The organism is Sphingomonas psychrolutea (genome assembly GCF_014636175.1).
Lineage (GTDB): Bacteria > Pseudomonadota > Alphaproteobacteria > Sphingomonadales > Sphingomonadaceae > Sphingomonas > Sphingomonas psychrolutea.
Map to the genome: position 1 here is coordinate 164063 of NZ_BMDW01000002.1, position 20604 is coordinate 184666.

A 20604-nucleotide genomic window follows, 5' to 3' on the forward strand; every position below is an offset into this window, starting at 1 on the left:
CATGGCGAACGCCCTTCAACTCGTCCTCTCGAACCCCACCCCGGGCATGGAAACCGAATTCAACCATTGGTACGGCGGTGACCACCTGATCCACGGCGTCGAGACGCCCGGCATCCTGTCCGGCCAGAGGTTCCGGCGCGCGGAGGGGCCGTGGCCATCGGGCGCCCATGATTATATGATGGTCTGGGAACTCGACGACCCGGCTTTCTCGCTCGCCGAGCTGGCGAAGATCAAGGGCACCGACGCGATGCCGATCAGCCCGGCGATCAACATGGATACCGTGCAGCCGCCGACGATGTGGCGGCGCGCCAAAGTCCGCAGTGCCGCGCGGATCGCGACCGACAGCCAGTCGCGCCAGACCGTGATTTTCGGACTTTATAATGCGGCCGACGGAGCTGACACCGCCTTTGCCCAGGCACTGTTGACCGGCGGCCTTATGGCGCTTGCCGACCAGCCCGGTGTCATTTCGGCGGAATATCTGACGCTCGCCGATGAACAGATCAGAGGCAATTGCCGCAAATATCCACACGGCATTTTGATCGAATTGCATGACGAAGCAGCAGGACTGGCAGCACTTGAGGACAAGCTCGCTGCCCTGCCCCATGCCGATCCGGCCCGCTGGATGGCCATCGTCTTTCGCCCGCTGGGTGCCAAGACCACCAAGGCCAATGCCGAAAGACTGACGGAGCCGGCATGAGCTGGACCACGCGCACGGACCCAAGCGGCTTGTCGGTCCGCTGGTCAGCAGAGGTAACCGCGCGCTATCGCGCTGAAGGACATTGGCGCGACAGTACGCTCGTCGATGCGGCGCGCGCTGCGGTTGCCGACGATCCCGAGCGCGTCCTTCTGATCGAAGGCGAGACACGCCTGACCCGCGCCGAGGCGTGGGAGCGTGCGCTGCGCCTTGCCGCGTTCTTTCGCGTGCGTGGCATGAAACCAGGCGACGTCGTCTCGCTGCAACTGCCCAACTGGATCGAGACGGCGATCATCGCGCTGGCGGCTCGAATGTCGGGACTCATCATCAACCCGATCCCGCCGATCTACCGCGAGAGCGAGCTAAGCTATATCCTTGCCGATTGCCGGGCGAAGATGATTTTCGTGCCGGAAGTTTTCCGCAAGCACGACCATGTGGCGACGATCGCGGGGCTGCGCGACATGCTACCCGATCTGCGCGATGTCGTTGTGGTGCGCGGCGAATTCGCGCAGAACGGGCGCGCGCAGGACTGGAGCACGGCCCTCTCGCACCCACCGCTCGACGAAGCCGACCTGCCTGCCATCGACCCGGCGTCCGTGATGATGGTCATGTACACATCGGGGACAACGGGCCGCCCCAAAGGCGTCCTTCACACGCATTACAGCTTCGGCAACCGGGTCCGCGCGATGGGCGAGGCCTGGTGCATCGGGTCCGGCGATACCGTGTTCATGCCGTCGCCCGTCACCCACATCACGGGCGCATTCTGGGCGTTCGACATGCCCTGGGTACAGGGATGCGCAAGCGTGCTGATCGATGTCTGGAGCGCCGAAGACGGCATCCGCTGCATCGTTGACAACCGCTGCACCGTCAGCGGCGGTGCAACACCTTTCCTGCAGCAATTTCTCGACCTCGCCCGTGACCAGCCCGACGCGCTTGCCTCGCTGCGCTTGTTCTTCTGCGGCGGCACGACGGTGTCACCGGCGCTGATCCGCGAGGCGAGCGAGACCTTCCCCGGCTGCCTGTTCTTTCGCGCCTATGGTTCGACCGAAATGACGTGTGCGACACTCGGCATCCAGGACCAGTCGCAGGCCGACATGGGCGCCGAAACCGATGGGCTCGTCCGCTATCCGACCGAAGTCCGGCTAGTCGATAATGATGATGTGACAGTGCCCGACGGCGAAGAAGGCGAAATCCTTGCACGCGGCCCGGGGTTGTTTGCGGGCTATCTCAATCCGGCCGATAACGAAGGCACTTTCGACGACGACGGGTTTTTCCGCATGGGCGACCTCGGGCGCGTGGTCCACACCGACTATCTTGTCATCACCGGGCGCAAGAAAGACATCATCATCCGATCGGGGGAGAATATCAGCCCGAAGGAAGTCGAGGATGTGCTCGGCACCCATCCCGCCGTTGCCGAGGTTGCCATCGTCGCCATGCCAAGTGCGGCAACCGGCGAGAAGGGCTGTGCCTTTGTCATCTGCCGCCCCGACCGTTCGCTCGATCTGTCCGAAATCAAGCGTTTTCTCGACAGCGCGGGGCTGGCCCGCCAGAAATTCCCCGAACATCTGGTACTCGTCGATGACCTGCCGCGGGTCCCGTCGGGCAAGGTCAAAAAAGATGTTTTACGACGCCGTGCCCGCGACCTCTCGCTAGGACCAAATGCATGACCGAAACGCTCGTTCGCTATGAAGACCCTGCCCCCGGCGTCGCCCGCATCGTGCTCGCACGCGCCGACAAGCACAATGCGATCAACCCGAAGATGATTTTCGCGGTCAACGATGCGTTCGACCGGGCGCTGGCCGATGACAGCGTCAAGGTTATCATCCTGGCCGCCGACGGGCGCAATTTTTCCGCGGGACACGACATCGCCGAGACGGTCGAAATGTACCAGGCCGACATGCAGGAGCGCAGCCCGCGCATCAGCGGCTGGAGCGGTTTCAACGAGCCCGCAACCCACGGCTGGTATGCCGCCGAAAAAGAAGGGTATCTCGAATCGGCGCGGCGCTGGCGCAACATTTCCAAGCCGACGATTTGCGCGGTGCAGGGCAAATGCATTGCAGGCGCGCTGATTTTCGCCTGGGTCTGCGACATCATCATCGCTTCGAAAAACGCGGTTTTTTCGGATCCTGTCGCTACCTTCGGCATGCCAAGCATCGAATGGCTTGGGCACCCGTGGGAACTGGGGCCACGCAAGGCCAAGGAATTTCTGTTCACATCGGACAGCTGGTCAGCAGACGAAGCGCACCGGCTGGGCATGGTCAACCATGTCGTCGAGCTCGACGAACTCGCCGACTTCACGCTCGCAATGGCGCAAAAGATCGCAACCAAGCCGAGTTTTGCGCTCAAACTCGCGAAAGAGGCGGTCAACAAGACGCTCGACATCCAGGGGCAGATGAACGCGATCGACGCGGCGTTCTATCTGCACCAACTTGGCCACAACCAGAATTTCCGGCTGTTCGGTTGGGGCATGGACCCGACCAATACCCCCGCGCTCGCCACGGTGCCGAAGAAGCCCGCATAGCCATGAGCGGCGGCACCGACGGAAACGCCTATGTCGGATAAAGCGGCGACGGCCCAAGCCGATGGCGGTCCGTATGCCTGGTATGTCGTCGCCGTCCTGATCCTCGCCTATACGTTTTCGTTCATTGACCGGCAGATTTTGACGCTGATGGTCGGGCCGATCCGGGCCACGCTCGGGATTAGCGATTTTCAGCTAAGTCTGCTCCACGGCCTCGCGTTTGCGCTGTTCTATTCAGTTCTCGGCATTCCCATCGGGATTATGGTCGACGCAAAAGGCGCACCGCGATCATCGCCCTCGGCATCGGCGTCTGGAGCGTGATGACGTCGCTATGCGGCTTCGCGCAGAACTTCGTTCAGTTGTTCGTGGCGCGTATGGGCGTCGGCGTGGGGGAGGCGGCACTCTCCCCGGGCGCTTATTCGATGATCAGCGACTATTTTCCGCCGCATCAACGCCCGCGCGCGCTGAGCCTGTATACCAGCGCCGCCTATATCGGCGGCGGCATCGCCACGATCGCGGGCGGGGCGCTGATCGCCCTGATGCCGCCCATCGATCTGCCGGGCGTCGGACGATTGCAACCGTGGCAGGCGATCTTCATTGTCGTGGGACTGCCCGGACTGCTGGTTGCCCTGCCGGTCACGACAGTGCGTGAGCCAAAGCGAACGGGGCTCAAAGCGGGCGCGCATCCCAACTTCAGAGATGTCCGTGCACATCTCGCTGCATGGCGCGGCGCGTACGGTCTCCTCATCATCGGCTATGCCGTGAGTGGCCTGATGTGGAACGGCGCGATTGCGTGGATCCCGACCTATTTCATCCGCCACTTCGGTTGGACGGCAAGTCAGGTCAGTCTGCCGTATGGCCTGATCACGATCGGCGGTGGCGTCGGCGGGATCAATCTCGGCGGCTGGATCGCAACGCGTCTGCGCCAGCGCGGCAGGCTTGACGCGAACATCATCGTTGGGCTGATCGCAATCGCCGTTGCCATGCCGTCAGGCATTGCGGCCGCCTTTGCCGCAACACCCGATCTGGCACTCGCCCTTTTTGCACTGTTCCTGTTTGGCTGTGCGATTCCCTGGGGCGGCGCGGTGGCGGCGCTTCAGGAAATCACCCCCAATCAAATGCGCGGCCAGGTATCGGCGATCTACCTGTTCTGCCTCAGCCTGGTCGGCATCGGCGTCGGACCAACGCTGGTCGCAGGCTTCACCGACCACCTATTCGCCGACGACGCCGCTTTGGGCAAGTCCATTGCCCTGACCATCGCAATCGCAGGCCCGGTTTCGGCGCTACTGCTGTTGCTGGCACGCAGACCCTATTGCCGCGCGCTCCGCGCGGTCGCGTTCTAGGGACTTCAGGCTTTGTCCGGATAGACCGACAGGTCGCCGCCATAGGCAATCCCGCCCGGCCAGAATTCAGTGCCGCTGATCTTGCGGAAGTAATGGACCGTGCGGGCGAGCGACCCCGCCGAGGAGCGCTGTGCCATCGCAATGCCGCTGGGCGAGGTGCCGAGAGCGCGCGCGACGAAATCGCCGATCGTGAACGGCAAGTCGTCGGTTTGCTGCGCGGTCATCACCAGCTGGTCGCCGGGGCAATAACGACACGGTTCGATCTGCACATCGGACAAGCCGCCGCGCTTCATCGCGACATGGCCCGGCACATTGGCGACCTCGACGCTGTGCACATTTTCGTACCACGTGTCATATTCGTCGAACCGGCCCGCGATATAATTGCCGATCAGGATGCTGACCCCCGACAGCGGCTTGTCGCGCTGCCAGTTTGGGCTGCTCTTCCAGTCGCCATACAACCGATAGGTGTGAAGTCGCTCGGTATCGTCATCTGCGATCAGACCCGCGTCGCGCGCATCGGCGATGAGCGGCCCAAGCGCCGGGACATCAATGGCCGGGGTGGGCAGGTCGAAATCATAGACGCTCATATAGCGCCAGGGTTGCGCCTGGTCGGGGATCATCTGGACCGGGTCGATCTCGAACCGCTCTGCCGCCTTGAACCCGCGCAGGTGCGTCAGCGCGTCGGCATGCACACCGTCGAACCAGCTTGCATAGACGTCGGCATTGCCCGCCGTCGTGTTGTGAAGGTGGAGTGTCGTATATAGCGCCATGGCGAGCCTCCCGTGCCCCGGATCCGACGATACAATCTCGCTCGGTCTCAGGGCAATATTGACATTGCGACCTTTAGAATGAATTGCAAGACACGCATTTCGTGAAAGCTCGATATGATCGAAAACGACCTTCCGGCGACGACTATTACCGATCCGGCGCTGTTCGCCGACGATGCGAAGCTGCACGGCATGCTCGCACGCCTTCGCCGGACCGACCCATTTCCCTATGTCGAAGCCGAGGGCCATTTGCCGTTCTGGCTGGCGACACGGCACGCCACGATTACCGCAATCGAGCTCGATCCGGTGCGCTTCATCAGTGCGCCGCGCCAGGTGCTGTTTTCGCTGGCGCACATCGAACGCAGCCAGAAGCTTCTCGGCAATTTGCCGCCGTCGACGCGGATGCGGAACGTCACCGCGATGGATGGTGCCGATCACCGCGTCTATCGCGCGATCACCCAGTCGCACTTTTTCTCCAAGGCTCTGAACGGCATCCGCGAAGACGTTGACGCAATCGCCAAGGAATTTGTCGGTCGAATGGACATCGGCACGGGAGCCTGTGATTTTTCGGGCGATATTGCACTGCTGTATCCGCTTCGCGTGATCATGAGCATTCTCGGTGTGCCGGCCACGGATGAAGCGACGATGCTGCGCTGGACGCAACAGTTGCTGACCAGCCAGGATCCGGAATTCAATGATTCCAACGCCAGCCCGATTACGGCGATGAGCGAAATGTTCGCCTATCTCCAACCGCTTATCGCTGACCGTCGAACCCATCCGAGGGGCGACATCGCCAGTGTCATCGCGACGGCGCAGATCGACGGAGAATATCTGCCCGACCGCGATGTCTTCGGGTATTTCCTGATCATCGCGACGGCGGGCCATGACACTACCAGCTACAGCCTCGCGGGCGGCCTGTTGGCCCTGCTCGAAAACCCCGAACAGCTCGCGCTGCTGCGCGCCGACCCGTCGCTGCTGCCGACGGCGGTGGACGAGTTCATCCGCTGGACGTCGCCGGTCAAGCATTTCACCCGGACCTGTACCGAGGACTGCATCGTCGACGGCAAGCAAATCCACACTGGCGACATTGTCGTGCTGTCCTATCCCTCGGCCAATCGGGACGATGCGGTATTCGACGATCCCTTCGTGTTCCGGGTCGATCGCAAACCCAATCGCCATCTTGCGTTCGGCACCGGGCCACACCTCTGCCTCGGGCAGCATCTGGCGAAGATGGAACTTACCGCGTTCCTCCGCGAATTCTTGGCGCACATCGATGACGTCGCGTTGGCCGGTGAGCCGCGTCGCGTTCAATCGACCTTCGTGGGTGGCGTGAAGCGGCTGCCGATCCGGTATCGCTTTCACTAGCGATCAGCGTCCCTTCCAGACCGGCGCACGCTTCTCGACAAAGGCCTGCGGCCCCTCCGCATAATCCTCGCTGCGGCGCAGGGTTGCAAAGCGCTCGGCAACAACCGCACGGGCTCCGCCGTCGGATTGACCTGCGCTCGCGCGAATCGCGGACAGCGAGTATTGGACCGCGAGCGGCGCGTTCGCCGCGATGGTTTCCGCAAGATGTTTCGCGACCGCCAACGCCTCGCCGGGCGGAACGAGCCGGTTCACTAAACCGTAGCGATGGGCGAGCGCCGCATCGAACTGTTCGCCGACGAGGACAATCTCCTTGGCAATGTTGAGCGGCATGGCCGAGGGCAGCCGGTGAAGCCCCCCCGCCCCCGCCATCAGCCCTCGCGTCACTTCGGGCAGGCCGAAACGCGCATTCTCCGACGCGACGATCATGTCGCAGGCGAGGCAGATCTCGCAGCCCCCGGCCAGCGCCAGGCCTTCGACAGCGGCAATCCACGGCTTGGTGCGCTGCGCGTAGACGAACCCGGCAAAGCCGCCGTTGGCGGTATCGATCCCGAGCGCTTTTCCGGCGGCGATGGCTGACAGATCGGCCCCGGCACAGAACACACGATCATCGCCCGAGGCCAGAATCACGACCCTGATCTCCGGATCGCCTTCGATCCTTCGCACGATCGCTTCCATCGCCGTCGCTGTGGCCGGATTGATGGCATTGCGCTTTTCAGGGCGGTTGAGCGTGACCAGCGCGACGTGCGGCGCGACAAGCGCGAACAGGACGGGGTCGGTTGCTGTGACTGGTTCGGACATCGTAAATCTCCCCTTGGACCCGCGATTATGCCGCTGTGGCGGCGCGCGCAACAATTGAAAGGCGATCGGTGCATTGCGTTGTTTTCAACATGTGCTGGGGTCGCTAGGCTAACGTCAATCACGGCACAACGCAGGAACAATCCCACATGCATCCGCGCCTCCATGCCGACTCGACGCCCGAAGCCACTGCGTTGATCATGTCGGCGTCGGACGCGTGCCTAACGTATCGCGCGCTTGAAGGCCGGACCAATCGCGCCGCACATACGCTCCGCGCTTTGGGTCTCATCAGGGGCGATACCGTCGCCCTGGCGTGCGAAAACCGGGCCGAGTTTCTCGACATCTATTGGGCAACGCAACGGTCTGGACTGACGCTCGTGCCCCTATCGACGCGGCTCAAGACCAGCGAAGTCGCGTATATCATCACCGATTCGGGCGCGAAGCTGTTGCTGATTTCAGCCGGGATGATCGAGACGGCGCGCGAACTCGCCGCCATGCAGGGAGATATTACTGGCCTCGAACAGATTGTCGCCATCGACCCCATCGACGATCTGCCCGAATGGACCGCGCTGTGCGCGGCGCAGCCCGACAGCCCGATCGCGGACGAATCGATTGGCGGGCGGATGGTCTATTCGTCGGGGACCACCGGCCAGCCCAAGGGTATCCGCTTTCCGCTCGCGACCGGGACGCCCGTTCAGCCCAACCCTGCCGCGCAACTGTTCGGCGGGCTCTACAAGCTTGGCGCGGATACGGTTTATCTGTCCCCCGCTCCGCTATACCACAGCGCGCCGATGGGCTTCACAACGTCGGTCCAGTCGCTGGGCGGGACCGTGGTGCTGATGCCAAAATTCGAGCCCGAGCTGTTCCTGAAAGCCGTCGAGCAGTGGCGCGTTACTGCAGTGATGATGGTGCCGACAATGTTTATCCGGCTGCTCAAACTGCCGCCGCACGTGCGCGCACGCTATGACCATTCGTCGCTCAAAACCGTCGTCCATGCCGCCGCACCCTGCCCCGTGCCGGTCAAGCGCGCGATGATCGACTGGCTGGGGCCGATCATCGAGGAATTCTATGCCGGGTCCGAAGGCAACGGCCATGTGGTCATCTCAAGCGCGGAATGGCTCCGCAAGCCAGGTTCGGTCGGCCGAGCCATCGTCGGAACGATTCATATTTGCGCCGATGATGGCAATGAGGTGTCTGTCGGCGAGATCGGCACGATCTATTTCAGCGGCGGCAAGTCGTTCAGCTATCACAACGCGCCCGACAAAACCGCGGCTTCCCACAATCCCTGCCATCCTGAATGGTCGACGATGGGCGATGTCGGTCATATCGACGACGAGGGCTATTTATTCCTGTCGGACCGCAAGGATTTCATGATCATCTCGGGCGGCGTGAACATCTACCCGCAAGAGGTCGAAAATCTGCTGATCGGCCATCCCGGCGTCGCCGATGTCGCGGTCTTCGGCGTCCCGCATCCCGATTTCGGCGAAGAAGTGAAGGCGGTCGTCCAGCCCGCCGACTGGAGCCAGGCGGGTGCGGCGTTCGCCACCGAACTGATGGTCTGGACCCGCGCGCAACTCGCTGATGTGAAGTGCCCGCGTAGCATCGACTTTTTACCCGCATTGCCGCGCGCCGAGACTGGCAAGCTGTACAAGAAGGAATTGAAGGCGCGATACTGGCCGCAGGATTGACGCCCGTCAGCGCGGCGCGCGCGCCGCTTCAAAATCCTCGAGCAACCGCCAGATGCGCTGGTCGAAGCTGCGGTCGCTGGCTTCGACATGGAGGTGCAGGTCCGTCAGCAGGCCGCGCAAGCGATTGCTTTCCCGGTCCAGCTCGCTGACCCTCAGACCCGGATCACCTGACTGAGCCGCCTCGGCAAGCCGCGCCGCGAGCGATGCATCCGAAACCACGGATCGGGCATCGGCAAACAACGCGCGGAGTACAGCATTCTCAGCCACCCGGATCGCTGCCGCATCATCCACCCAATCGGCGTTCATGCGTAGCAGCATCCCGGCAAGCCGCGCCGTTTCACCCACAAACGTGTCATCGACGGCAGGCGCGATACGGTCCCGCAATATGTCGGCAGCACCGCGAAGGGCGGTTTCGATGGTCAGGATCATCCCATTGCTCCGCGCGCGCGCATCAGCGCCAGCAGATGCTCGCGATGAAAATGCCCCGCGCGCAGCGCCGACATGGCGATCACCATTTCCTTGCTCTCGCCCGAGGCGAAACTGGCCTCTGCCGTCGTCCATATCGCTAACGCCTTGACCGCCGAAAACAGCCTCCACCACTCCAGCGCGGCGCGATCGACCGTCATGCCGCTCGCGGCTTCCCAGATCGCCAGACCGTCATCGAGCGGTAAATGCCGCGTCATCGGCCAGAACGGGTCGATCGCCCAGGCGACATCCTCCATCGGGTCGCCGATATGGCACATTTCCCAATCGAGAATGCCGCTGATCTTGCCGTCGTCGGTGAACAGGAAGTTGCCCGAGCGATAATCGCCATGGACGATAGCAGGCTTGGCCGGGGCCGGCGGCGGGTTGCGCCGCAGCCAGCGGATCGCACCGCTCAGCGCGGGCTGGGCGAGCGTTTCACCCGCCGCGATGATGCCGTCCCACCGGTCGAGTTCGGCCAACCAAAAGCCCGTCTCAGCCATGCCATTGCGGAGGTGCTGCAATCCCACCGCGCAGTGATCGATAGCGGCCAATGTGCCGAGGTGCCGCCAGAACGCGCGGGCCACGCGCTCGCCATGACCGTCATAGGGATCGCCCGGTGCATAGGGATGACCCGGCTTGCCGTCGCACAGGTCCATGATGAAAAACGGTCGATCGAGCCAGACAGGATCGAGTTCAAGGAAATGCACCCCTGGCACCGGCAGATCGCTGCCCGCCAGTGCACGATAGACATCGTATTCGAGATGGTGTTCGCCGACCACCAGACCCGCATTCGGTGCGCGTCGCAGGATCAGCCTTCGCTTGACGACCGTATCGCGCGCACGCCAGCGCGCGCGCAGCCGGAAGGTTTCCTGACTGCTGCCGCCATGAATTTGGTGCAGGTCGTCCACCGCAATGTCGCTGGCGTCGGGCATCCGGTGCGCCAGATACGCGACGATCCGCGCTTCCATCAGCCGGTAGCCCCGTCACAAAACGCGGTAAAGCCATGCCCGCGATGCGGCCCCATGCTCAACGATTCGAAGCTGCCGAAACCCCGCTGGGTCCTGCCCTCGGGCGTCGTCAGCGTCGCCTGCGCGAACGATTGCGCGTAGATATAAGGCGGCTTGAATTCGGTAATTTCGTTGGTGCGGATTTCGTCATAACCGATGGCGAGCGGCCCCTTGTTGATGCCGTGCGCCCATTCAGGGTCGAGATAGCCGATGCCGGTCATGAAGAATTTGGGGCCTGGCTTCAGGTCGATCCGTGTGCCGTCGCTCATCGTGATCGTGCCGCTGGTCGGCCAGCGCGTGCCGGCCTGATAGGTGACGTCGATGCTGCCGTCGCCATGCTCGACCCGGCCATCGTCGTGCACGACGACTGTGGATGTGTGCCACGTCACGCCCTCGGCATCTTCGTTGACCAGAAAAAGGATGCCGCGATCCTCGAATTGCGCGGGCACCCAGAACCAGTGAAATTGTGGCACTTGCGCGGGCACGGCTTCCTGCGGGTCGCGCATGCCGATCGCGCGCACGCCCCATGACCGGTCGCGTACGCCCTGCACTTGGCGCTCCCCGAATTGAACATCATGACCACCCGCACGGACCCAGCCCGAATAACGACCCAATTGCGTCAACCTCGTAAAATCCATCACCATCCGCGGCCCATTGCGGCGGGTGACGCGCGGCTCCTCGATGGGGGGCGTTCGTCCCTCGAAGACAATGTCTGCAGCGATGCCATGTTCATTGTCATCGATCACGATTCGCAGGCGCTGGAGCGGTTCGAGCACTTCGATCCGGATCGGGCCGACTTGGGTGTCCATCCGCTCCATGTTCAGATGCCGCGACGCGCGGATGTTATATTGGACGTCGCCAATCCGCACGCCAAACGCCGCGTCCATGATGTTGAGGTGCGGGTACACCCCCAACGCCGCCGCGAAATAAAGTTCGCCGTCCGCCGAATAGCCATTAAAGAAATATCGGTCGTAGAAATTTCGGTCCGATCCCGCATAGGCAATCGGCTCAGGCGTCTGGTGGATCGGGTAATCGTCGCCCTTGGTCAGCATCAGCGGGTCCGATCAACGAACTTCGTAGAAGTCATAGTGCAGGTCGCCGCCGTCAGCACGCATACTGATCTTGCCCTTCCCGACGGCCTGAATACGGTTCAGCCAAGCATAGCGGGTGTCCCCGGTTTCGAAGACCGGCGCGACATAGGCCGCAATACCCGCCGCCGGATCGGAAAGGTCGAGACGTCCGCCATACTGAACATAGATCAGCGCGCCGTCCGAGGTTTTGAGCGTCATGCGCGCATCGATGACGCCGACTGCGCCGGTCCGCACGAGCCAATCGGCCGCCGCCACACCGTGAAGCGTTGCCGTCAGTCGCTCGCCCGTAACGGTCACGGCACGAATCTCCCCGACAGTGCGGTCACCAGCGGGGCCGACGCCGATAGCGGTTCCGGGTGCGAGGTCGATGACAACAGTGCAGAGCGGTATGAGTTTTATCATCGATTGCCTCCTAAGTATCGACCTGACGCGCTTGCGATCACAACGACGGCGATAGTGTCGCCTAGTTTCATATGAACTGCTCCATCCTCGTCACGTCCGCTGCTGAAAACTGCCCACGAGGCAAGGTCGAATTCTCCGCGCGCGCAGCGTAACACCGTTGTTCCAGAGCCAGTGAATGATCGTTACCATGTGCATTGTCATCGGCCAGAAACCAAGCAAATTTCCGTTTGGGACATTTTGACGAAAAATGTAATGCACATGTGCCGATGTGTTATTATCGGGAAGGCTTGCATCCATAAGGGTGCCTTGCCAAATCGATCGGAACGATCAGGCAGCGCATCAAGGGCTGGTTTCAGGAGCTGGAAAATGAATTTCGAACCGTCCGACGATCAGGCGATGATCGCCGAAACCTTCGCACGCTTCTTCGAGGAAAACAGCAGCATGGCGCGGGTGCGTGCGGCGATGCCTTCGGGTTTCGACCCCGAACTTTGGCGCAGCTTCGCCGAAATGGGCGGATTCGGCATTCGCGTACCCGAGGCCCAGGGCGGATCGGGGCTCGGCCTGTTCGACGCGGTGCTGGTCATGGAGGAAGCCGGGCGCAGCCTGGCCTCTGGCCCGGTTGCCGAAGCGATGATCGCGGCGCGCATCCTGGCTGCCTGTGGCGAGCCGGGTGCGGCGCTCCTCGGCAAGCTGATTGCCGGAGACGCGGTCGTGACGATTGCCTTGCACGATGCTGCCGACACGCACGCTCAATGGGTCGCGGGCGGGGCGGTGGCCGACGCCGTGATCGTGCGCGATGGCAGTACGCTCTACCTTGTCGCGCCGACGGCGGACGAAAAACAGGTAAAGCCGAATCTGGCGAGCATGCCGCTGGCCCGTATCGTGCTCAACGGGGGCGCCCGCACCGTGCTTTCGGACACTAGCGACGCGCTCCACGCCTTCACTGCCGGTGTCGAGGAGTGGAAGTTGCTCATCGCCGCGGCGCTTGCCGGTCTCTCCGGCGAAGCGCTGCGACTGGCCTCGGCCTATGCGTCCGAACGCGTCCAGTTCGGCCAGCTGATCGGCACATTTCAGGGCATTTCGCACCCGCTTGGCGATCTCAAAGCCGACACCGAGGGCGGGAAATTTCTCGTCTGGCGTGCAATCCGCGACATCGCTGACGGTGTAGATCGTGCCGGGGCGGAAGTGTCGCTGGCGCTGTGGTGGAATGCCCGCACGGCAGGACGGACAGTGTCGCAGGCGCTGCATACCTTTGGCGGCTACGGCCTTTCGACCGAATACGACATCCACCTCTACAATTTGCGCGCCAAGGCACTGCCGCTGATTCTGGGAGATCCGGCGCAGCTGCTCGAGGAGGCTGGACGCCGCCTGTATCACGGCGAAACGACCGTGCTGCCGCAGGTCGGCGATGTCTCGGTCGAATTCGATTTCGGTGAGGAAGCGCGCGCGCTGGCCGCCGAGGTCGATGCCTTTTTCGAGGCGAATCTGACGCCCGAGCTCCGCGCTCGCGCGCATTATTCGTTCGACGGCCATGTCCCGGAATTTCACAAGAAAATCGCCGAAGCTGGCCTGCACTTGCCGTCATGGCCCAAAGAATATGGCGGTCGCAATGCCGATGCTTATGCCTCTCACGCAGCCTATGCTGCTTGGGAAAAGCACGGCTGGACGACGCACGCGGTCGGCGTGACGGGACTGGTCGGCACCATGATCCGCATGTTCGGCAGCGATGAGCTGAAGGACGAAGTGCTAAGCCGCATCGTCGCGGGCGATTGCATTTGCAGCCTTGGCTTTAGCGAACCCGCGTCGGGTTCAGACGTCTTCGCCGCCAAGACGCGCGCGACGCCCGACGGCAATGGCTGGCGAATCGATGGGCAGAAGATGTTCACCTCGGGCGCGAACATGGCCGATTATGTGTTGATGTTGGCGCGGACCGACCCTGACTCAGCCAAGCACCGCGGCCTCACCATGTTCATCGTGCCGCTGAAAGCCGAAGGCGTCGAAATCCAGCCAGTCTTTACGTTCCAGGACGAGCGCACAAACATCACCTTTTACGACGGCGTCCGCATTCCCGACACCTGGCGGCTCGGCGGCATCAACGAGGGCGCGCGCGTCATGTCGCAGGCGCTCGGCATGGAACACGGGGCGTCATGGGACAAGACGCAGTGGCACATGCTGCGCGAGGCAGAGACCTTTTGCCGCGACACGAAACGCCGTGGCGTCGCGATGATCGAAGACGACAAGGTCGCGACCCGGCTCGCGCGCGTTGTCGGGCACAATCTTATTACGGAGATGCTCGGCTGGCGCGGGATGTGGGCCGCTGTGGAAGCCAAGCCGCATCATGGCCAGGGATCGATGGGCAAGCTGTTCTCGTCGGAGGCGTTCCTGCGCGACTCTGCCGATCTGCTCGACCTTTGCGCCCCAGAATCGCTGACCGAAACCACAGGTCCGGCGGCGTACATCAATCTGTCGTATCGCCACGCGCAAGGCACCACCATTTACGGCGGGACGAGCGAGGTCCATCGCAGCGTCGTCGCCGAACGGGCGTTGAATTTGCCCCGCACACGCGCCTGATGCTGAAAACAATTTCGAGGAGGCAACGACCATGACCGACGCACCGCATCTGCTGGTCAGCGACGAGGGCGCGATCCTGATTGCGACTTTCAACCGCCCCGAAAAGCTTAATGCAATGAGCACGCAGCTGATGCGGACGCTCGGCGAAACAGTCGCGCAGTTCCGCGATACGCCCGGCTATAAGGTCATGCTAATCCGCTCGACCGGGCGCTATTTCTCCTCGGGCGCCGATCTCAAAGACCCGGAAAGCAGCACGGCGCTCCCACCGAGCACCGCTTCGGGCATCCGCGAAATGCACCGCCGCCTGCCGACCGACATGCGCCGCATCTGGGACGAGATCGAGCATATCGAAAAGCCGTTTGTCGTCGCGCATCAGGGGACGTGCGTCGGCGGCAGCCTCGAAATGTCCTTGTCGTGCGATTTCCGGCTCGCTGCCGAAAGCGCGCGCTATGCCTTTCCGGAAGGGAAGTTCGGCGTCTTGCCTGCGACCAACGGCGTCAGCCGCCTGACGCGCATCGTCGGCCCGCACTGGGCGCGGATGCTGATCATGGCAAATTTGTCCGCCGACGCGCGCGAGGCATGGAACATGGGATTAGTCCACAAGGTCTTCCCCGACGCCACCTTCGACGCTGATGTGATGGCATTTTGCCGCCACCTCGCCGACCAGCACGGCGAACAGATGGGTGCGGCCAAGATCGCGATTGAACTCGCCGCCGATCTGGGTGCAGCTCAGGCCGCCGCCGTCGAGCGCATGGCCAACAGCGCGCTGATGCTCAACCCCGACTACCAGGCGATCATGCGCGCGCATGTCGCGGGCATCGGCAGCAAGCGTTAGAGCTTCGTGCCTTAAAGCTGACGCAGCACCAGCCCCGGACTGGATCCGGGGCTGTCGAAGCCCCGCTTACCACACGAACCCCTGATCGTGTCGGGCGCGGCCCTTCGACAAGTCGAGGGCGAACGGGATCAGGTGCACCATCTTAGACGCACGATGCTCTAGGCGTCCTTCATCACGGCGTGGTTCGCCGCGACATAGCCCCAGACGAACGACGGCCCGACACTCGCCCCTGCCCCCGCATAGGCGCGACCCATCACCGACGCGGTCGAGATGCCGGTTGCATAAAGGCCTTCAATCGGGCGCCCATCTTCACGCAGCACACGGGCGTTCTCGTCGCATACCACGCCGCCATAGGTGCCGACATCGCCGGGCAGCACTTCGACCGCGTAGAACGGCCCTTCGCTGATCGACCCGAGCGACGCATTCTTGTCGTGATAAGGATCGCCGAGCCACCTGTCGTAAGCGCGATCGCCGCGGTGGAAATCATCGTCGTGATTTTTCGAAACGAAGCCGTTGAACCGCTCGACCGTCGCGCGCAGCGTCGCCGGATCGACCTTGATCGAAGCGGCAAGCTCCTCGACCGTATCGGCCTTGTGAAGATAGCCCTGTTCTGTCCATTTGGCGCGCTTCTTCGCTGACGCCATCTGGTTCGCGATCATGTAGTTCTTAACGTACTGGCTGTCGATGATCGCCCAGCTCGGGATCGCTGGAACCGTCTTGTTGCGCGCCAACATGCCCTGGCAATAGGTCATGTAGGAGCCGCTTTCGTTCATGTAGCGGACGCCCGTCTGATCGACGAGAATCGCATGGGGCGAAGCGGTCATGCCCTGCACCACCGGCTTTACCAGATCGTTCTCGGTGCCCGGCACGATCGAAATCTGGTTTCCGACCATCTCATCCATCTGCGCGATGGCCGCACCATGACGCATCATTTCGAGGATCATCTCGCCGGTATCGCCTTCGGCCGTCATCGTCCAGGCGGCTTGCGTACCCGGCTGATACTGGTCGCGCATCGCCTGATTATGGGCGAAGCCGCCGGCGTTGATCAGGACGCCGAGCGTTGCGCCGATGCGGTATGGCTTGCCGTCCTTGACGGTCACGACGCCCTTCACCGCTCCGTTTTCGACGATCAGTTCGGTGACCGGCGAGTCAGTGCGTGGCTCGACCCCAGCCTTCAGCGCGGCTTGCAGCATCCGGCCCTGCAAGGCCCCGCCAGCCGTAATATAATGCTTGCCGGTCAGCTTCGCGCCGATGGTTCGCGCGACGAGATTGAACGCGATCTTTTTCGATTCCCAGCTCTGCTTGATGAAGCGCAGCTTGAGCATGTCATCGAGTGACCCCATCATCGACAGGAAATTGGGCCGTAGCTTGGCTTTCCACGGTCCCAGCTCGTTGACGTTGAACAACTCGGCCACGACGGTCCGGCCTTCTTCCGACCCACCCGGCTGGTTATCGTAATAATCGGGCCAATAGGAGACACGGTTGAGCTTGATCCCGCGATCGACGAGGAAATCGACCATCTTGGTGCCCTCGGCGGCATAGGCCTGCCGCCGCACACGCGTCGCGCCCGGGGTATCATTATGGTCGCCGACTACCGCGTCGAGATAGGTCGTCGCCTTCTCAAAACTGTCCTCGATACCGTCGCGCTTCATGAAACGGTTGTTGGGAATCCACATCACCCCGCCCGACCGCGCTGTGGTGCCGCCGATCAGCGGCGTCTTTTCGAGGATCAGTACCGACTTGCCGGCCTGTCGCAGCACCAGCGCGGCGCACATCGACCCGCCACCACTGCCGACCACCACGAAATCAGAGGTCTCGTCGAAATTACTCATGGAACTTCCTCTCGCCTTGCTTCGGCTCAGGTTTGTTTGGATTCGGGCTTCTCACGCACGAGCGTGCGCTTGAGCTGGCGGCTGTTGAACAGCCATTTTCCGTCCGCTTTCTCATAGCTTTCGTGATAGAAACCGAAGCCGTGGATCAGCAGTTCGCCGCTCTCGGTATCGAAGATCAAGTCCTCCATACCCCAGATGCTCTTGGCGGTGGTGGCGGACTGAAAGGTGATATCGGGCGTGTGCGAATGATGTACCGAAGTCTTCGTTTCGTCGAGCAAACGACTGACGTTCTCGATCATGACATCGGCCGATTCCCAGCGTTCGTAACCGTCATTGTGCGACACGTGATGATCGACGTGCAGCGAACGGTACAGCGCCCAATCCTTGGTATCGACCGCACGGTCGCGCCGCGCCTTGAGCAGCCTGATCTCCTCGAGCGCGAGAAGATAGTCGATGTCGGTCATGCCGTGCATAGGTCTCTCCGGTTCGTCATCGATCAGGTGACGATTTTGGGTGGGAAAATGGCGCCCGGCGATTTCCGGGTGAAATAATATTCGAGCTTCCGCTGCGTGAACATCCAGCGGTCGCCGCGCTTTTCATAGCGCTCAAAATAATGCCCGAAGGCCTGAAACCAGTGGTCTTGCTCGCCCTGTTTCCAGAAAGACATGCCCTCCATCGCCCAGATACCAGTGGCGCGTGTCGGCGTCTCGAACGCGATTTCAGGGGAGTGCGAATGGTGCATGGTCGTCAGATGTTCCATGCTTTTGGCGACATTGGCGATCATTTCCGTCGCCGTTGTCCAACGGCCATAGTCGCCGTTTTCGGAGACATGATCGGGCGCATGCAGCGACTCGTATAGCGCCCAGTCCTTGGTGTCCGCCGCACGGTCCCGACGCGCCTTGAGGAGAGCAATCTCCTCAAGCGCCTGTAATTTGTCGAGGCCGGTCAGCGCGTTCATCGCGGTCAGCTCAATCCTTCAGCTTCGCGGAAATTTCCCGGCCGAACCAGTCGACGCTTTCGACGAACTGCTGACGGCTCGAATGGGGGACTTCGACCATCGTCCAGGTCACGCCCACTGCGGCCAGCTCATTGACCGATGCGATATAGCGCTCGGCATTGTCGGCGGTCAGTGCCTTCACTTTCACCTTGGCACCGATCGCTACGTCGAACGGTCCGCTACGCCCGGCTTCCGCGCGCATCGCGTCGATCTGCTTGATAGCTTCGCCCAACTGTTCGACCGTTTGAATGCCCGATTCCTGATTGGCCGCCGTCATCGTCGGGGCGGCGAAGAACGGCGACCAGCCATCCCCGCGCAGTGCCGCGCGCTTGATCGCCGCCGGGCTACCGCCGCCGATCCAGATCGGGGGTTGCAGCGACGGGATCGGACGCGGTTCGTTGCCGACCGCGTTGAAGCCCATCCCTTCTTTGACCACGACGCCCCCAGCCCAAGCCATGCGGATGGTATCGAGTGCTTCGTCGAAGAGCTTGCCGCGCTTGTGGAAATCGACGCCCAGCGCGTCGAACTCGGCCTTTTGATATCCAGCCCCGGTACCAACGATCAGCCGTCCCCCGGACATGACCTGGATTGTCGCCGCAGCCTTCGCGGTCAGAAACGGATTGCGATACGCCATCACGATAATGTTGGTGTGGAGCAGCAGCCGCTCGGTCTTCGCAGCGATGAAGGCCAGCGTACTGAACGGATCGAGCGCATCATGGCCATTGGCGTGCAGCCAGGTCGCATCGGGGGCCGGATGATCGGTCAGGTAGCAGGCATCGATTCCTGCGACGTCCATCGCCTTGGCCATCTCGGCCACCGCGGCGCCGGTCTGGAATTCACCGGGCGTGATATTGCCGGTCGGAATATCCATGGTGAACTTCATGATTGAATCGGTCCTTCGTTAAGACGGCCAAGTAGGTGCGAACCCGCCGGATTGCCGTCGAGCATCCAGTTCTGGCGAAGAGATATCTTCCAACTGCCGTCGGCCTGACGCGCCAATTCGATCCGCGACGCGCTCAACCGTCCAATGAAAAATCCATTCTCGCCGTGCATGTTGACCATCGTATGACATGTGGCGACGGCATGATCGCCGTCGATCACCACATAGGGCGAGGTCGAGATATGCGCGCAGCCTGCCGCGACATAGGCACGATGCCCGGGATCGCGCGTGATTGCCTCAATGGTCTCGCGGCCCTCCATCCGGCCAATATCGCCGACGGCATAGACGCCATCGGCCATGTAGAACGACCCGACAGCCGCCGCGTTCAGACCATCCACCGCATAGCCATAGCCGCAGACGACCTGCTGGATCGCCGCGCGGTCCTCAAGGGCCTGAAGCCGCTGTTCGATGCTTTCCATCTTCATCCGACCATATACCCCCCGGCATCGCAATTGATCGACTGGCCGGTAATCGTGCGGGCTTCGTCGCTGGCGAGGAACAGCGCGAGATAGGCGATGTCGAGCGGGGTCGAAATCGTCCGCAACGCCACACCCTCGAGCGCCTTCGCTTTCCAATCCTCGAACGTAACACCCTGTTCGGCGGCCATGCGCTTGCCCCAGTTGATCCATAGGTCGGTTTCGATTCCGCCGGGGACGAGGCAATTGCAGCGGATACCCTGCGGGCCAACCTCGAGCGCAACGGTTTTGGTGAGGGCCCGCAAGGCCGCTTTCGCCGCGACATAGTGCGTCTTGCGCGGCATTCCGGGCCAAGCTGCTGTCGATGAGAAATTGATGATCGAGCCGGTCTTTCGCGCGAGCATCGAGCGGTTGAGTACTTCACGGGTGCAAAGCATCGCCGCCGTCAGGTCGACCGCGATGGTCGCGTTGAAATTTTCAAGCGTTTGCTCCCAGACCCATTTGTCCTGGCCCGGCGCGGCGGCATTGTTGAGCAGGATATCGACCTGCCCGAATTCGACAATCGCGCGATCGACCATTGCCGCGATGTCAGCCTCGCTGGTCACGTCGCAGCGCATCCCGATCGCGCCTTCGCCCGCGGCCTTCGCAGCGTCGAGGACCAGCTCCTCGCGCCGCGCCGACAGCAACACGCGCGCGCCCTGCTCGACAAACAGTCTGGCCATCACAGGTCCGCAGCCGGTGCTCGCACCGGTGATGATCGCAACTTTTCCGGCTAATCGCCCGCTGGTCGAACTCATGGCTATCCTCACTCCCGGTCAGGCTTCGCTGGCCCGCACGCTGTCACAATGCTACGCGCAATGTGCATTCTATTCCGGAGG

At 62.2% G+C, this 20604-nt stretch carries 21 protein-coding genes; 9 read left to right on the forward strand and 12 right to left on the reverse strand.

What is annotated here, in order from left to right:
• Position 1: 1 nt before the first annotated feature.
• Genes IEV62_RS02275 through IEV62_RS02295 form a run of 5 tightly spaced genes read left to right on the forward strand, consistent with a single transcriptional unit; the run spans position 2 to position 4555 of the window.
• Positions 2 to 697, forward strand: coding sequence for a hypothetical protein (locus IEV62_RS02275; RefSeq protein WP_188445175.1), 696 nt, complete (start codon positions 2 to 4; stop codon positions 695 to 697).
• Positions 694 to 2361 (forward strand): AMP-binding protein, encoded by a 1668-nt coding sequence (locus IEV62_RS02280; RefSeq protein ID WP_188445176.1) that lies wholly within the window; start codon positions 694 to 696, stop codon positions 2359 to 2361. Before IEV62_RS02275 ends, IEV62_RS02280 begins: the two co-directional genes overlap by 4 nt.
• Positions 2358 to 3215, forward strand: coding sequence for an enoyl-CoA hydratase (locus tag IEV62_RS02285; RefSeq protein ID WP_188445177.1), 858 nt, complete (start codon positions 2358 to 2360; stop codon positions 3213 to 3215). The genes IEV62_RS02280 and IEV62_RS02285 overlap by 4 nt, the downstream gene beginning before the upstream one ends.
• A gap of 30 nt (positions 3216 to 3245) precedes the next feature.
• Positions 3246 to 3533, forward strand: a complete 288-nt coding sequence (locus IEV62_RS02290) for a hypothetical protein (RefSeq protein ID WP_188445178.1) — start codon at positions 3246 to 3248, stop codon at positions 3531 to 3533.
• Positions 3533 to 4555 carry an MFS transporter gene (locus tag IEV62_RS02295; RefSeq protein WP_373868536.1) on the forward strand — a complete coding sequence of 341 codons (1023 nt, stop codon included), beginning with the start codon at positions 3533 to 3535 and terminating at the stop codon, positions 4553 to 4555. The genes IEV62_RS02290 and IEV62_RS02295 overlap by 1 nt, the downstream gene beginning before the upstream one ends.
• A gap of 5 nt (positions 4556 to 4560) precedes the next feature.
• On the opposite strand, the gene IEV62_RS02300 is transcribed toward IEV62_RS02295, so the two are convergent.
• Positions 4561 to 5325: a hypothetical protein gene (locus IEV62_RS02300; RefSeq protein ID WP_188445179.1), complete on the reverse strand. Its 765-nt coding sequence runs from the start codon at positions 5323 to 5325 to the stop codon at positions 4561 to 4563.
• 114 nt (positions 5326 to 5439) lie between these two features.
• Between IEV62_RS02300 and IEV62_RS02305 the strand changes: the two genes are divergently transcribed.
• Complete coding sequence (locus IEV62_RS02305) at positions 5440 to 6687, forward strand: cytochrome P450 (RefSeq protein ID WP_188445181.1); 1248 nt, start codon at positions 5440 to 5442, stop codon at positions 6685 to 6687.
• A gap of 3 nt (positions 6688 to 6690) precedes the next feature.
• On the opposite strand, the gene IEV62_RS02310 is transcribed toward IEV62_RS02305, so the two are convergent.
• On the reverse strand, positions 6691 to 7485 hold the full coding sequence (locus IEV62_RS02310) for an enoyl-CoA hydratase-related protein (RefSeq protein WP_188445183.1): 795 nt from the start codon (positions 7483 to 7485) through the stop codon (positions 6691 to 6693).
• Between the two features lie 146 nt (positions 7486 to 7631).
• On the opposite strand from IEV62_RS02310, the gene IEV62_RS02315 reads away from it, so the two are divergent.
• Positions 7632 to 9170 carry an acyl-CoA synthetase gene (locus IEV62_RS02315; protein ID WP_188445185.1) on the forward strand — a complete coding sequence of 513 codons (1539 nt, stop codon included), beginning with the start codon at positions 7632 to 7634 and terminating at the stop codon, positions 9168 to 9170.
• A 6-nt stretch (positions 9171 to 9176) separates the two neighbouring features.
• On the opposite strand, the gene IEV62_RS02320 is transcribed toward IEV62_RS02315, so the two are convergent.
• The 4 genes from IEV62_RS02320 to IEV62_RS02335 are packed head-to-tail and all read right to left on the reverse strand — an operon-like array spanning position 9177 to position 12135.
• Positions 9177 to 9599 carry a hypothetical protein gene (locus IEV62_RS02320; protein WP_188445187.1) on the reverse strand — a complete coding sequence of 141 codons (423 nt, stop codon included), beginning with the start codon at positions 9597 to 9599 and terminating at the stop codon, positions 9177 to 9179.
• On the reverse strand, positions 9596 to 10603 hold the full coding sequence (locus tag IEV62_RS02325) for a phosphotransferase family protein (protein WP_188445189.1): 1008 nt from the start codon (positions 10601 to 10603) through the stop codon (positions 9596 to 9598). The genes IEV62_RS02320 and IEV62_RS02325 overlap by 4 nt, the downstream gene beginning before the upstream one ends.
• On the reverse strand, positions 10603 to 11694 hold the full coding sequence (locus IEV62_RS02330; RefSeq protein ID WP_229732767.1) for an Rv3169 family protein: 1092 nt from the start codon (positions 11692 to 11694) through the stop codon (positions 10603 to 10605). Before IEV62_RS02330 ends, IEV62_RS02325 begins: the two co-directional genes overlap by 1 nt.
• A 12-nt stretch (positions 11695 to 11706) precedes the next feature.
• A complete protein-coding gene (locus tag IEV62_RS02335; protein WP_188445190.1) occupies positions 11707 to 12135 on the reverse strand; it encodes a DUF3237 domain-containing protein in 429 nt (142 codons plus the stop codon).
• Between the two features lie 366 nt (positions 12136 to 12501).
• Between IEV62_RS02335 and IEV62_RS02340 the strand changes: the two genes are divergently transcribed.
• Positions 12502 to 14706 (forward strand): acyl-CoA dehydrogenase family protein, encoded by a 2205-nt coding sequence (locus IEV62_RS02340; RefSeq protein ID WP_188445192.1) that lies wholly within the window; start codon positions 12502 to 12504, stop codon positions 14704 to 14706.
• A gap of 31 nt (positions 14707 to 14737) precedes the next feature.
• Positions 14738 to 15541 (forward strand): enoyl-CoA hydratase/isomerase family protein, encoded by an 804-nt coding sequence (locus tag IEV62_RS02345; protein ID WP_188445194.1) that lies wholly within the window; start codon positions 14738 to 14740, stop codon positions 15539 to 15541.
• Positions 15542 to 15699: 158 nt separating this feature from the next.
• On the opposite strand, the gene IEV62_RS02350 is transcribed toward IEV62_RS02345, so the two are convergent.
• Genes IEV62_RS02350 through IEV62_RS02375 form a run of 6 tightly spaced genes read right to left on the reverse strand, consistent with a single transcriptional unit; the run spans position 15700 to position 20523 of the window.
• On the reverse strand, positions 15700 to 17373 hold the full coding sequence (locus IEV62_RS02350; protein ID WP_188445196.1) for an FAD-binding protein: 1674 nt from the start codon (positions 17371 to 17373) through the stop codon (positions 15700 to 15702).
• 26 nt (positions 17374 to 17399) lie between these two features.
• Entirely contained in the window at positions 17400 to 17837 is a 438-nt protein-coding gene (locus tag IEV62_RS02355; RefSeq protein WP_188445198.1) for a nuclear transport factor 2 family protein, read from the reverse strand.
• 32 nt (positions 17838 to 17869) lie between these two features.
• The gene (locus IEV62_RS02360) at positions 17870 to 18331 is read right to left on the reverse strand and encodes a nuclear transport factor 2 family protein (protein WP_188445200.1); all 462 of its coding nucleotides are present in this window, start codon (positions 18329 to 18331) and stop codon (positions 17870 to 17872) included.
• A 10-nt stretch (positions 18332 to 18341) separates the two neighbouring features.
• Complete coding sequence (locus IEV62_RS02365) at positions 18342 to 19253, reverse strand: TIGR03619 family F420-dependent LLM class oxidoreductase (protein ID WP_188445202.1); 912 nt, start codon at positions 19251 to 19253, stop codon at positions 18342 to 18344.
• Positions 19250 to 19735, reverse strand: a complete 486-nt coding sequence (locus IEV62_RS02370) for a nuclear transport factor 2 family protein (RefSeq protein WP_188445203.1) — start codon at positions 19733 to 19735, stop codon at positions 19250 to 19252. The genes IEV62_RS02365 and IEV62_RS02370 overlap by 4 nt, the downstream gene beginning before the upstream one ends.
• Positions 19732 to 20523, reverse strand: a complete 792-nt coding sequence (locus IEV62_RS02375) for an SDR family NAD(P)-dependent oxidoreductase (RefSeq protein WP_188445205.1) — start codon at positions 20521 to 20523, stop codon at positions 19732 to 19734. The genes IEV62_RS02370 and IEV62_RS02375 overlap by 4 nt, the downstream gene beginning before the upstream one ends.
• Positions 20524 to 20604 lie beyond the last annotated feature (81 nt).